12 protein-coding genes are annotated in these 13,339 nt (G+C 69.8%); 10 read left to right on the plus strand and 2 right to left on the minus strand.

Going from position 1 to position 13,339, the window contains the following annotated elements; translation table 11 throughout:
* Positions 1 to 8 precede the first annotated feature (8 nt).
* Positions 9 to 956 (minus strand): ABC transporter substrate-binding protein, encoded by a 948-nt coding sequence (locus ACWGO0_RS13290; RefSeq protein WP_453532651.1) that lies wholly within the window; start codon positions 954 to 956, stop codon positions 9 to 11.
* 462 nt (positions 957 to 1,418) lie between these two features.
* Between ACWGO0_RS13290 and ACWGO0_RS13295 the strand changes: the two genes are divergently transcribed.
* From ACWGO0_RS13295 to ACWGO0_RS13340, 10 genes are all read left to right on the plus strand, one after another.
* Entirely contained in the window at positions 1,419 to 2,294 is an 876-nt protein-coding gene (locus ACWGO0_RS13295; protein ID WP_453532654.1) for an amino acid ABC transporter permease, read from the plus strand.
* Complete coding sequence (locus ACWGO0_RS13300; protein WP_453532657.1) at positions 2,291 to 4,132, plus strand: FAD/NAD(P)-binding protein; 1,842 nt, start codon at positions 2,291 to 2,293, stop codon at positions 4,130 to 4,132. Before ACWGO0_RS13295 ends, ACWGO0_RS13300 begins: the two co-directional genes overlap by 4 nt.
* Before the next feature lie 44 nt (positions 4,133 to 4,176).
* Entirely contained in the window at positions 4,177 to 5,100 is a 924-nt protein-coding gene (locus ACWGO0_RS13305) for an amino acid ABC transporter permease (protein WP_453532660.1), read from the plus strand.
* 29 nt (positions 5,101 to 5,129) lie between these two features.
* Entirely contained in the window at positions 5,130 to 5,882 is a 753-nt protein-coding gene (locus ACWGO0_RS13310; protein WP_453532966.1) for an amino acid ABC transporter ATP-binding protein, read from the plus strand.
* A gap of 39 nt (positions 5,883 to 5,921) precedes the next feature.
* On the plus strand, positions 5,922 to 6,893 hold the full coding sequence (locus tag ACWGO0_RS13315) for an ABC transporter substrate-binding protein (protein ID WP_453532663.1): 972 nt from the start codon (positions 5,922 to 5,924) through the stop codon (positions 6,891 to 6,893).
* A 15-nt stretch (positions 6,894 to 6,908) separates the two neighbouring features.
* Entirely contained in the window at positions 6,909 to 7,982 is a 1,074-nt protein-coding gene (locus tag ACWGO0_RS13320; RefSeq protein WP_453532666.1) for an LLM class flavin-dependent oxidoreductase, read from the plus strand.
* Between the two features lie 14 nt (positions 7,983 to 7,996).
* Positions 7,997 to 9,277, plus strand: a complete 1,281-nt coding sequence (locus ACWGO0_RS13325; protein ID WP_453532969.1) for an NtaA/DmoA family FMN-dependent monooxygenase — start codon at positions 7,997 to 7,999, stop codon at positions 9,275 to 9,277.
* A gap of 4 nt (positions 9,278 to 9,281) precedes the next feature.
* On the plus strand, positions 9,282 to 10,103 hold the full coding sequence (locus ACWGO0_RS13330; protein ID WP_453532669.1) for a DUF1684 domain-containing protein: 822 nt from the start codon (positions 9,282 to 9,284) through the stop codon (positions 10,101 to 10,103).
* A gap of 283 nt (positions 10,104 to 10,386) precedes the next feature.
* On the plus strand, positions 10,387 to 11,286 hold the full coding sequence (locus tag ACWGO0_RS13335) for a S1 family peptidase (RefSeq protein WP_453532672.1): 900 nt from the start codon (positions 10,387 to 10,389) through the stop codon (positions 11,284 to 11,286).
* A 138-nt stretch (positions 11,287 to 11,424) separates the two neighbouring features.
* Positions 11,425 to 11,904: a hypothetical protein gene (locus ACWGO0_RS13340; protein WP_453532675.1), complete on the plus strand. Its 480-nt coding sequence runs from the start codon at positions 11,425 to 11,427 to the stop codon at positions 11,902 to 11,904.
* A gap of 7 nt (positions 11,905 to 11,911) precedes the next feature.
* Here the strand turns inward: ACWGO0_RS13340 and ACWGO0_RS13345 are convergent, their stop codons facing one another.
* Entirely contained in the window at positions 11,912 to 12,838 is a 927-nt protein-coding gene (locus tag ACWGO0_RS13345; RefSeq protein ID WP_453532678.1) for a DUF4231 domain-containing protein, read from the minus strand.
* Positions 12,839 to 13,339 lie beyond the last annotated feature (501 nt).

The raw sequence follows: 13,339 nt of genomic DNA on the forward strand, positions 1-13,339 counted from the left end.
ACAGCGGGTCACTTGAGCTCGGGCGGCGAGATCCGCGAGGTCTCGATCGCCGACTCGGTGGTGCCCCACTTCTTCAGGATGCGGTCGTAGGTGCCGTCCGCCTTGATGCTGTTGACCGCGGCCTGGAAGGCGGGCGCCAGCGGGGTGCCCTTCTTGAACGCGAACCCGACGTCGAGCCGCTTGAACTCGTTGAGGAAGCGCAGCCCCTCCTGCTGCGCCACGGCGTAGCGCAGACCGTTGATCGTCGACATCACCACATCGCTGCGGCCCTGCTGGAGGGAGATCCAGACGGCGGCCTGGTCGGCGTACGTCTTCACGTCGTACGGCTTCTTGCCCGCGTCGGCGCACCGGTGCCGGTTCTCCTCCAGAGTGACCTCGAAGGTGGTCCCCGCTCCGGTGGCGACGGTCAGGCCGCAGAGCTGGGTGAGGTCGGTGACCTCCGTCAGCTTGTTGTCGTCCCGGACCGCGAAGCCCTGGCCGTCATTGATGTACGTCACGAAGTCGATGGTTCTGCGGCGCTCGTCGGTGACCCCGAAGTTCCCGGTGCCCACGTCGTACTTTCCGCTGCCGAGCGCCGGGAGGATCGCGTCGAAGGAGGCGACCTCGCGCTTCAGCTCCAGTCCGAGCGCCCTGGCCACGGCGTCCGCGAAGTCGATGTCGGCGCCTGCCAGGGTTTTGCCGTTCTCCAGGTAGAAAGCCCCGGGGGGAGTGCCGACGCTGGAGGCGAGAGCGAGAGTGCCGGAGGCGCGTACATCCGCGGGCAGCAGCTTCGCGGCGGCCTCGTCCTTCTTCACCGCCGAGACCACATCCGTCGTCGGGATCGTCCCCTTGCCCGCGGCGGCCGGTCCGGCGCCACCGGCCGGCGCCGACGCCGGATCCCCCGATCCGCACGCGGTGAGCGTGAGTGCGGCCACGGTGATCAGGGCGAAGGCAGCGGTGTGCCTGGTTCGGGGCATGGCGGTGCGTCTCCAGGGTCGTCGAGGTCGCCGGCCGTGTTCCGGTGCGTGGGCAGCACGGAGGCACGGGGCGGGAGATCAGCTGTGCGAGGGGAGGGTGACGCGGCGTTGTGTACGTGAAGGCACGCGGGAAGAAGCGCTCGGGCGCGGAGAAGGGCGCGAGCGGGAAAAGCGGTGGCGCAGGGCGTCAGCTCAACAGGAAGAGGACCACACGCGACCGAAGTCGATGTGGGAGCGGGTGACCAGCCACTGCTGCGAATGCATGGCCCAAGTGGAGCAGGCATCCGTTTGCGCGTCAACTGATCCGAGACGTACGACTCACAGTGTGGACAAGCTTGACAACAGGCCGCGCACAGAGGTTGTCTCGGAAGCGGACCGGCGCTGAGGGGCCCGGTCCACGTTGTGCTGCTCCGCTGTGAAGGCACGTCCCGTGTTCGATCTCTGCATCCACGGAGCCTTCGCATGTCCGCGCAGCCGGAAACCCTCCATTCCCCAACTCCCATAGCCTCTGATCCATTTGGCAAGGGCGACGACACGCCTGCCCTGCGGATCGTCCCGGTCCGCCGAACAGGGCAGTGGGCGGCGGCCGTTGCCGTCCTGGTCCTCCTCGGCCTGGCGCTGACCTCCGTCGTCCGCAACGACGCCTTCCAGTGGGACGTCGTCGGCGCCTACTTCACCACCGACTCCGTCCTGCGCGGACTCGGCCTCACGCTCTGGCTCACCGCGCTCGTCATGGTGCTCGGCTTCGCACTCGGCACCGTCCTCGCCGTGCTCAGACTCTCCACCAACCACGTGCTGAAAAGCGTCAGTTGGGGGTACGTCTGGCTGTTCAGGTCCACGCCGATCCTGGTCCAGCTGCTCTTCTGGTTCAACATCGGCGCGCTGTACCCGCAGATCCTCGGCGTCAGCACCGTGAACCTCCTCGGCCCCGTCACCGTCGCCGTCATCGGACTGACCCTGCACGAGGCCGCGTACGCCGCCGAAGTGGTCCGCGGCGGCATCCTCTCCGTCGAGCGCGGCCAGCTGGAGGCCGCCCAGTCGCTCGGCCTCGGACCGTGGCGCAGGCTGAGCCGGATCGTGCTGCCGCAGGCGATGCGCTCCATCGTGCCGCCCGCGGGCAACATGCTGATCGGCACGCTCAAGGGCACCTCGATCGTCAGCATCATCGCCGTGCAGGACCTGCTCTACTCGGTGCAGCTCGTCTACCACCGCACCTACCAGGTCATCCCGCTGCTGCTCGTCGCCACCCTCTGGTACGTCGCCGTCACCTCGCTCCTCAGCATCGGGCAGCACTACATCGAGCGGCACTACGCACGCGGCTCGGCGGGCACCCGATGAGCGCCGTACCCACCCTCGTCATCATCGGCGCGGGGCCGCGCGGCACCGGTGTCATCGAGCGCATCGCCGCCAACGCCACTGAGCTGTACGGCAATCAGCGCCTCGACATCCACCTCGTCGACCCGCACCCACCCGGCGGCGGCCGGATCTGGCGGCAGGACCAGTCCCCGCTGCTGCGGATGAACTCCATGGCCGAGGACGTCACCATGTTCACCGACGACACGGTGCGCCAGGACGGCCCCGTACGCCCGGGACCCGCACTGCACACCTGGGCGGCCGACGTCCGTGACGGGCGTACCACCGTCGACACGGCACCCGAGATCCTCGAAGAGATCAGGGGGCTCGGCGGCCAGGACTTTCCCAGCCGCCGGCTGCAGAGCGCCTATCTGCGCTGGGTGTACGAGCAGTCCATCGCCGCACTCCCGCCCGGCATCACCGTGCACGAACACCGCGGTCACGCCCTGCGCGTCACCGGCCCGCGCGCGGGCCGCCAGCGGGTCTGGCTGGAAGGGCGCACAGCGCCGCTGCTCGCCGACCTCGTCGTCCTGACCATCGGGCATCTCGACGCCGAACCCGACGCCGGGCAGCAGGAGTTGACGGACTTCGCCGACCGGCACGGACTTGTTCATCTGCCGCCGGACTTCACAGCGGACAGCGACCTCTCCGCCCTGCCCGCGGGCGAACCGGTCATCGTCCGGGGCTTCGGCCTCGCCTTCATCGATCTGATGGTGCTGCTCACCGAGGGGCGCGGCGGCCGGTACGAGAACGGCGTCTACCTGCCATCCGGCCGTGAGCCCGTGCTGTACGTCGGATCGCGGCGCGGTGTCCCGTACCACTCCAAGATCGGCTACGGCTGGGAGGGCGAACCGCCTTCGGCGCCCCGCTACTTCGGCCCCGAGCAGGCCGAGGAGCTGCTGAGCAGGACCGGCCCGCCCGACTTCCGGCGCGAGGTGTGGCCGCTCGTCGAGAAGGAGCTCGGCCACGCCCACTACCACCGGCTGTTCGGCGCCCACCCCGAGCGCACCGCCGTCGACTGGGCGGTCTTCGAGGAGAAGTACGACGCGTCGGAGCCCGGCAGCCCCGAGCTCGACGCCCTGGTCTCCGCCGCCGTCCCCGACCCCGCGGACCGGCTCGGCCTGACGGCGCTCGACCACCCGCTGGACGGGGTGCGCCACACCTCGTACGACACGTTCCAGGACGGCCTGCGCGCCTACATCACCGCCGACCTGGAACGCCGCCACGACCCCGGCCACAGCCCCGATCTCGCCGTCTTCCTCGGACTGCTCTCCGTCTACGGGCAGTTGATCCGGCTCGGCGACATCGGCACCTGGTGGCACGGCTACTTCAGCTACCTCGCCTCCGGCCCGCCGGGCCCCCGGCTGCGCCAGCTCCTCGCCCTCTCCCGGGCCGGTGTCGTCCGCTTCCTCGGCGCCTCGGTCACCGTCGAGGCCGACGAGGAGCGGGGCGTGTTCCGGGCCGGCAGCGCCACCGTACCGGGCGAGCGGATCGAGGCCGGGGCCCTGGTCGAGGCCCGGCTCCCCGACCCCTCGCTCCAGCACACCCGCAGCCGGCTGCTCCGCGGGCTGTACGAGGACGGGGCGGCCGCCACCGGTACAGGGCTGCTCTCCGTGGACCCGGCCGACGGCCGGATCCTGGAGCGCGACGGCCGTGCGCACCCGCGTCGCTTCGCCCTCGGGCCGAACACCACGGCACGGTCCAGTGGCGCGTTCACCCGGCCGCGCACCGGCGGCCCGGCCTTCGGGCAGAACGACGCCACCGCACGGGCCGCGCTGGCGTTCCTGCGCGACCTCTCCTGTCGCGGTCGCGTCAGCGCCTGATCCGCGGCCCCCCTTCTCGTATACAAGTCGCCAAAGGGACCTTCATGTCGCTCACCAGCGATCCACCGATCGATCCATCGGTTCATCCGTCCATTGATCAACCCATCGACAAAGAGACCTACGCGGATCCGGCAGCGGACTACTCCGAGCTCACCGTCGTCCCCCTGCGCCACCCCTGGCGCTGGGCCGCCGTCGCCGCGACCGCGGTGCTGCTCGCCCAGTTCCTGCACGGTCTCGTCACCAATCCCGGCTGGGAATGGGACGTCTTCGCCCGGTTCTTCACCACCGAGACCATCCTCAAGGCCGTCTGGGTCACCTTGCAGCTGACCTTCTACGGCACCGTGCTCGGCTTCGCGCTCGGCATCGTCCTCGCCTTCATGCGGCTGTCGGCCAGCCCGTTCCTCCGGGCGGTGGCCTACGCGTACATCTGGGCGTTCCGCTCCATCCCGCTCATCGTCCAGCTGCTGTTCTGGTTCAACCTGGCCTACCTCTACAAGGAGCTGCAGTTCGGCATCCCCTTCGGGCCGGGCTTCTTCTCCTTCGACACGATGAACCTCGTCGGTGCGATGAGCGCGGCCGTACTCGGACTGGCGCTGCACCAGGCGGCGTATGCGGCGGAGATCGTCCGGGGCGGTGTACTGGCCGTGGACAGCGGCCAGTCGGAGGCCGCGGCCGCCCTCGGTATCCCCAGGTTGCGGCAGTTGCGGCGGATCGTGCTGCCGCAGGCGATGCGTTCCATCCTGCCGAACGCCGCCAACGAGATCGTGTCCCTCTTCAAGGGCACGTCGATCGTCTCCGTGATGGCGATCGGCGAACTCTTCTACCAGGTCCAGGTCGTCTACGGCCGCAACGGCAGGGTCGTGCCCCTGCTCATGGTCGCCACGGTCTGGTACATCCTCCTGACCACCGTGCTCTCCGTCCTCCAGCACTACGTCGAACGTCACTACGCCAAGGGGGCCGTGCGATGAGCACCAGCACCACCGAAGTCCCGCACGCCATGGTCGAAGTCCGGTCCGTGCACAAGAGCTTCGGCACGCTCGAAGTCCTGCGCGGCATCGACCTCTCCGTACGCGCAGGGGAGGTGACCGTCGTACTCGGCCCCTCGGGCTCAGGGAAATCCACCCTGCTGCGCACCATCAACCACCTGGAGAAGGTCGACCAGGGCTGGATCAGCGTCGACGGCACCCTGATCGGCTACCGCAGGGACGGCGACAAGCTGTACGAGCTCCGCGAGCGGGAGGTCCTGCGCCAGCGCACCCGGATCGGCTTCGTCTTCCAGAACTTCAACCTCTTCCCGCACCTCACGGTCCTGGAGAACATCATCGAGGCCCCCGTCGCCGCGCTGCGCCGCCCCCGGAAGGAGGCCGTCGCCGCGGCGGAGAAGCTCCTCGCCCGGGTCGGCCTCTACGACAAGTCGGGGGCGTACCCCAGACAGCTCTCCGGCGGACAGCAGCAGCGCGTCGCCATCGCCCGCGCGCTGGCCCTCGAACCGAAGCTGCTGCTCTTCGACGAGCCGACCTCGGCGCTCGACCCCGAGCTGGTCGGTGAAGTCCTCGACGTCATCAAGGACTTGGCGCACCAGGGCACCACGATGATCGTCGTCACGCATGAGATCGGCTTCGCCCGCGAGGTCGCCGACACCGTCGTCTTCATGGACGAGGGCCGGATCGTCGAGCAGGGCGCGCCCGCCGACGTACTCGACCACCCCGTCCAGGAGCGCACCCGCGCCTTTCTCTCGAAGGTCCTCTGAATCATGTCCCGGCAGTTCCCTCATCCAAGGAGTACGTCCGTGTCCGTCCGCCGCACCCTCGTCGCCGCGCTCGCCACCCTCACCGCCGCCGGACTGCTCACCGCCTGCGGTACGAGCGACGCCGTCGAGGAGGTCAGGCCCGAGGGGCAGAAGGGCACCGGGATCAACATCGGCCCCGACCAGAACCGGATCCGGGGCAAGAAGGACGCGGCCATCGCCGCCAAGGTGCCGGAGGCGGTCCGCGAGCGCGGCACGCTCCGGCTGGGTGCGAGCGCGGACGCGTCCCCACCACTCGGTTTCTACGCCACCGACGACAAGACCCGGATCGGCTCCGAGATCGACATAGCGACCCTGATCGCCGACACGCTCGGTCTGGAGCCGGAGTTCGACGAGGTCTCCTGGGAGAACCTCTTCGTCGGCCTCGACAGCTCCAAGTTCGACGCCGTCCTCTCGAACGTCACCGTCACCGAGGAGCGCAAGGAGAAGTACGACTTCGCCACCTACCGGCTCGACAACATCGCCTTCGAGGCGAAGAAGGGCTCCGGCTGGAAGGTGAAGTCCCCCGCGGACGTGGCGGGGAAGACGATCGCCGTCTCCTCCGGCACCAACCAGGAGAAGATCCTCGTCGACTGGAGCGAGCAGAACGTCGAGGCCGGACGCGAGCCGGTGGAGATCAAGTACTTCCAGAAGGACACCGACTACTACCTGGCCCTCCAGTCCGGCCGGATCGACGGCTATCTGGGCCCGAGCCCCTCGGCCAACTACCACGTGGCCTCGGCCGGCCAGTCCGAGATCGTCGGCACGCTGTCCGGCGGCGGTGACGGGGTCCAGGGGAAGATCGCCGCCACCACGAAGAAGGACAGCGGCCTGGTCGAGGCATACGCCGCCGCGATCGACCACATCGTGAAGGACGGTTCGTACGCCGAGGTGCTGAAGCGCTGGGGCCTGTCCAACGAGGCCGTCGAGAAGTCGGAGATCAACCCGCCCGGCCTCCCCAAGACCGAGAACTGACCCGAGAGTTCCCGCATGTCTGCCAGCAGGCCCCTTCATCTGGCCGCCGAGATCGGCGGCCCGCCCCACTACGACGCCGGCCACTACCTCGCGCTCGCCCGGCTCGCCGAGCAGGGCGCACTCGACTTCGTCACCCTCGGCGACTCCTTCGCCCGCCCCGGGCTGGACGCGCTCGCCGTGCTCTCCAGGATCGCCCCGTCCACCGACCGGATCGGCCTCGTGCCGACCGTCACCACCACCCACACCGAGCCCTTCCACGTCTCGTCCGCCGTGGCCACCCTCGACTGGGTGAGCGGGGGCCGGGCCGGCTGGAACGCCGAGGTGTCCACGACCGGCGCCGAGGCCCGGCTGTTCGGCCGGCGCCCCGCCGCACCCGCCGCCGAGCTGTGGCAGGAGGCGGGCGAGGTCGCCGACACCGCCTCCCGGCTGTGGGACAGCTGGGAGGACGACGCCGAGATCCGGGACGTCGCGACGGGACGGTTCATCGACCGGGACAAGCTCCACTACATCGACTTCGAGGGCCGTACCTTCTCCGTCCGTGGCCCGGCCATCGTGCCCAGACCGCCCCAGGGCCGTCCCGTCACCGTCATCGACGGCACGAGCGGCCCCGCCCGCGAACCTGCCGCCCGCCACGCCGATGTCGTGTACGCGCGCGCCACCACGCCCGAGCAGGCCGCCGCGATCCGCGCCGATGTACGCGGACGGGCCGCCGCTCACGGCCGCGACCCCGACACCCTGCGGGTCCTGGTCGCGCTGACCGTCGACCTGGGTGACGCCGAGACGGCGCCGGAACCGGGACTCAGCAGCGGCCCGCAGCTCGCCGGAGGCGGCTCCTACTACCGGGGCGGCCCCGTGGACCTCGCCGAACTCATCGCCCGGTGGCACCGCGGCGGAGCCGTGGACGGCTTCCACCTCACGCCCATCGCACCCGGGCGCGACCTCGAAAGGATCGTCAACGGCACCGTGGCCCTGCTCCAGCACCGCAGCCTGTTCCGCACCTTCTATCCGGGCGGCACACTCCGCGAACACCTCGGCCTGCCCCGCCCGGCCAGCCGTTACGCCCTCGCGCCGGTGGGGGAGGAGGCATGAGCACGCCGAAGCAGATGCATCTCGCCGCCCACTTCCCGGGCGTCAACAACACCACGGTCTGGGCCGACCCCCGCTCGGGGAGCCAGATCGGCTTCTCGTCCTTCGAGCACCTGGCCAGGACCGCCGAACGCGGGAAGTTCGACTTCTTCTTCCTCGCCGAAGGGCTCCGGCTGCGCGAGCACAACGGTCTGATCCACGACCTGGACGTGGTCGGCAGGCCCGAATCCCTCACCGTGCTGAGCGCCCTCGCCGCCGTCACCGACCGGCTCGGCCTCGCCGCCACGGTGAACGCCACCTTCAACGAACCGTACGAACTCGCGCGCCGCCTCGCCTCGCTCGACCACCTCAGCGGTGGCCGGGCGGCCTGGAATGTGGTCACCTCGTCCGACGCCTTCACCGGGGAGAACTTCCGGCGCGGCGGCTACCTCGACCGGGCCGACCGGTACACCCGGGCCGCCGAATTCGTATCCACCGCGAGGGAGTTGTGGGATTCCTGGACGCCGGACGGGGTCTCCCGGCCGGTGACGCACAGTGGGCAGCACTTCGGCATCGCGGGGGAGTTCACCGTCCCCCGCGTTCCCCAGGGTCACCCCGTCGTCATCCAGGCCGGGGACTCCGCCGAAGGCCGGGAGTTCGCAGCGTCCGCCGCCGACGTCATCTTCACCCGGCACGGCACACTGGAAGCGGGACGCGCCTTCTACGCGGACGTCAAGGGGCGACTGGCGGCGTACGGGCGGAAGCCCGACGAGCTGAAGATCATGCCCGGGGTCAGCTTCGTCCTCGGCGACACGGACGCCGAGGCCCAGCGGAACGCCGACGACATCCGCCGCCTCCAGGTCTCCCCGCAGAACGCCATCCTCGCCCTGGAACAGGTCTGGGGCCGTGACCTCTCCTCGTACGATCCCGACGGGCCGCTTCCCGAGACCGACCCGGACCCCGAATCCGCGCTGGTCCAGGGCCGGGTGAGGGTCGGCGACCCCCTCGCGGTCGCCGCGAAGTGGCGGGCCCTGTCGGAGGCGAAGGGGCTCTCCATCCGGCAGACCGTGATCGAGACGACCGCCCGGCAGTCCTTCATCGGATCACCGGAGACCGTCGCGGCGGGCCTCGCGGAGTTCGTCGCCGCCGACGCGGCCGACGGATTCATCCTCGTACCCCATCTCACCCCTGGCGGCCTCGACGAGTTCGTCGACAGGGTCGTGCCGCTGCTCCAGGAACGCGGAGTCTTCCGCTCCGAGTACACCGGGACCACGCTGCGGTCGCACCTCGGCCTGGCCGAGCCGGTGTGGAAGGGTTGATCCCATGAGCACGGACGAACAGCAGGACGGGCAGGACAGGCCGGATTCGCGGGACAGGCAGCACTGGCAGAGCTGGCACGAAGGGCGCGTCTTCGCGGTCGCGGCACCGTACGGTCCGCTGTCCCTGACCGGCACCCACTGGCTCTCCGACTACCCGGACGGTCGAATTCCGGCCGTCCCGGGGCAGTGGCGGGAAGACGGCGACTCAGTGCTGCTCACGGCCACGCCCGAGGACGGTCTGCGCGTCGACGGCAAGCCGCTGACCGGCGAGATCAGGCTCTCGGCCGACCACGGTCCGATCGAAGAGGCCCGGGTGACGCACGGCGGGCGCCGACTGGTCGTGCTGAGCCGTGAGGGGCTGTGGGCGGTACGGGACTTCGACCCGGGGTCCGCCGCCCGGCAGGCGTTCCGGACCATCGACGTCACCCAGTACGACGCTGCCTGGGCGCTGCCCGGCACCTTCCGCCCGTACCCCGACCGCACGATCCGGGTCCAGAACGCCGACGGGCGCGAACGGGGTCTGGGGCTCGGCGGGGAGATCGCCTTCGAGGTGGACGGCGCCGAGCACACGCTCCAGGTGGCGATCGAGTCCGACGGTTCGCTCTGGGCGGTCTTCGCCGACGCGACCAGCGGAAGCAGCAGTTACCGATTCCGTTTCCTGCGGCCCGCGCCGCCGGCCGCGGACGGCACTGTGACCGTCGATTTCAACCGTGCGCTGCTGCCGCCCTGCGCCTTCGCCGACCACTTCATCTGCCCCTTCCCGCCGCCCGGCAACACCCTCCCCGTTCCCGTCCCGGCCGGTGAGCGGAACCGTATCGACGCCTGACCCGTCCCACCGGTCACACGGACGGTGGACACGGTCGCCCGGCCCCGGCCCGGCCCCGGCAGCGCACGAGCTGCCGGGGCTGTCGCGCGCCCGCCGGCGGCGGCCGAAACGCGCCCTTGCGCGGCGAGTTGTGCGCGCCGAATACTCCCGAACAGCGCTTGTCAGGGGCACGGAGCATCCGGAGTGCGAACACATCCGGCATACGGACGTCCCACTGACTGCGCCTCACGGGTCCGGCCACCCCACAGGCAGGGCCCCCGATTCCCCTCGGGAGGAACGAAAAGTGAGGATCAAGCGCACCACCCCCCTCAGCGGCAAAGCGAGACGGAACAGGGTCGTCGCCGTGTCGGCCGGTCTCGTCGCCGTCGCCGCTCTCGCCGTACCGTCCGCCAACGCCGACTCCACCGCGACGTTCAGCGCCAACCAGCTCAGTACGGCGAGCGACGCCGTGCTCGACGCCGATGTGGCGGGCACCGCCTGGAACATCGATCCGGCCACCAAGAGCGTCGTCGTCACCGTGGACAGCACGGTCTCGCAGGCGGAGATCAAGAAGATCAAGGACTCCGCCGGGAGCACCGCCGGAGCCCTGCGGATCGAGCGCACCCCCGGCACCTTCAGCAAGCTGATCTCCGGCGGCGACGCGATCTACGCCTCCAGCTGGCGCTGCTCCCTCGGCTTCAACGTACGGAGCGGAACCACCTACTACTTCCTGACCGCCGGTCACTGCACCGACGGCGCGGGAACCTGGTGGTCGAACTCCGCACGCACCACCACCCTCGGCACCACCTCGGGATCCAGCTTCCCGACCAACGACTACGGCATCGTGCGCTACACCAACACCTCGGTCACCAAGTCCGGCACCGTCGGCAGCCAGGACATCACGAGCGCGGCCAACGCCACGGTCGGTATGTCCGTCACCCGCCGCGGTTCCACCACCGGCACCCACAGCGGGTCCGTCACCGGTCTCAACGCCACCGTCAACTACGGGGGCGGGGACATCGTCTACGGCATGATCCGCACCAATGTGTGCGCCGAGGCCGGCGACTCCGGCGGCCCCCTCTACTCGGGTACGAGGGCGATCGGCCTCACCTCCGGCGGCAGCGGCAACTGCTCATCCGGCGGTACGACGTTCTTCCAGCCGGTCACCGAAGCACTGAGCGCGTACGGCGTCAGCGTCTACTGACGGCCCGGTACCACGTGCGTCGACGACGAGCCCCTGCCCGGATGTCCGGGCGGGGGCTCTTGTTCGGCCACGGCTTTTGAGAGGATGTCAGGGCGCGGTCGTCCGCAGCCAGACACCCACCCAGGGGGTTCCAGGTCCGTGAAACGCATCGGAGTGACCGGCCACCGCACGATTCCCCAGGAAGCGTACGAGCAGGTGCTGGAGGGGCTGCGGGCGGTGCTCGGCGCTCTCGACGGTTCCGTGGAAGCCCTCTCCAGTCTGGCGGCCGGGGCGGACCAGATCTTCGCCGACCTGGCGCTCGCCCGGGGCGCGCAGCTCACCGTGGTGATCCCCAGCGGGGACTACGAGGCGTGCTTCGCCGACGACGCGGAACTCGCCGGTTACCGGACGCTCAAGGAGCGGGCGACCCGTGAGGTCGTGCTCGACTTTCCGCACTCCACGGACGAGGCGTACTACGCGGCGGGTGTCTACATCGCCGAACACTGCGACCGGCTGCTCGCGGTGTGGGACGGCCTGCCGGCCCGCGGCCTCGGCGGCACGGGTGACATCGTGACGTACGCCCGCGGCCTCGGCCTGCCGGTCACCGTGATCTGGCACGAGGGCGTGCAGCGAACCTGATATCTCGTCACATCTGGTGCCGGGCAAGCCAGTCGGTGTGCTGGGGGGAGACGATCCGCTCGGTCTCGAAGACGGCGACCGGCCACTGCCGCTCGGTGAGGGTGGTCTCCATCGCGATCTGCATCGACTCCAGATCCTTCTCCACGAGGGAGTGGGCGGAGATCAGCGGATGGTGCCTGCGCATCTCGTTCCATGCCAGACAGGCGGCTGCCGCGGCGGAGAGAACCGCAGGCAGAGCAAAGGAGCGGGCGGCCCCGAAGGTCTGGAGCAGGGCGAAGAGCAGGGCGAGCGCGGTGAGCGCGGAGATGGTGACCGACCAGACCGTGGTGCCCCGCCGGGAGATCTCCTGGCGTCTGCGGTACCAGCCGCGCTGCTCGATCAGCCGGTCGCGTACATAGGTCTCCTTGCGTACGGTGAACGCCTTGTCCCGTAACTCCCGCATCGAATCCGTGATGAGCCCGCCGGAATCCGCCAGCTGGTCCCGGGGATCGATCCAGCCGACTTTTCGCAGTTCCTGCAGACCTTCTTCCAGCCGGTTGGCGAACACGGCTTCCGGATGCCGGGTGGCGGATTCGAAAGGCGAACCGTGCACGGCATAGCGCCAGCACATCGATTTGATGAACTCCGCCGCCGAGCGATTCAGCTGCCAGTGCGACTTCGCTTTGCGCCGGGATGCGACGAACGTCGTCACGAGAACGCCGAGATAGGCGAGTACGGCTATGAGCCCGCTGAGCCGCAAGGACCCGCTGGTGTCCCAGTGCCAGGGCAGCGCGGCCGGTACGGCGCCCAGGACCAGCAGGATCAGCTGGCCGCGGGTGGTGTTCACGGCCTCCCGCTGGCGTGCGATGGCGATGGCGTCCGTGTGGTGGAAGAGCGCCGGAAGATCCGCGTTCCTGAAGACCATGCTTTGCAGCGGTCCGGGAATCGCCGTCATGCTCACCCCCGCTATGCGGTTTCAGTTGTCACTCTGCGAATGGAATGGCCGATTCCGTGCTGTCCGGAGCAGGGAGCCGTGATGTCGGGCGTGAAACGAGTGAACGCCCTCACCTGCCTGCCGCGGACAAGAGACTAAAGTCGCGCGCCGGTCACGGCAATGGCGCGAGCCCCGCCCGGACCGCTCCCGGACCGCTCCCGGACCGCTCCCGGACCGCGCTCGGACGGCTCCGGGGGTGGCACGGCCGTTCTCTCCTCCCGGAAGTGAACGTAACGAAACCGAAGCGTCGGCGTCGTGTGTGCGTACCGGGTTCGACCTTGTGTGCGTTTCGCCGCATCGGAATAGTGAGCGCCCCATCCTCCGCGCGCGGGCCCCCCCCATGGCCCCCCGCGGCCCCCCAAGAGGTGGAACGGTTAAGCAAAGAACCAAAAAACGGAAGCGCGCGGGGACGGCCCGATAGGCCGGCCTAGCCCAGGTCGCCGCCCGTGTAACCGTGCCAAC

Source organism: Streptomyces sp. NPDC055749 (genome assembly GCF_053617235.1).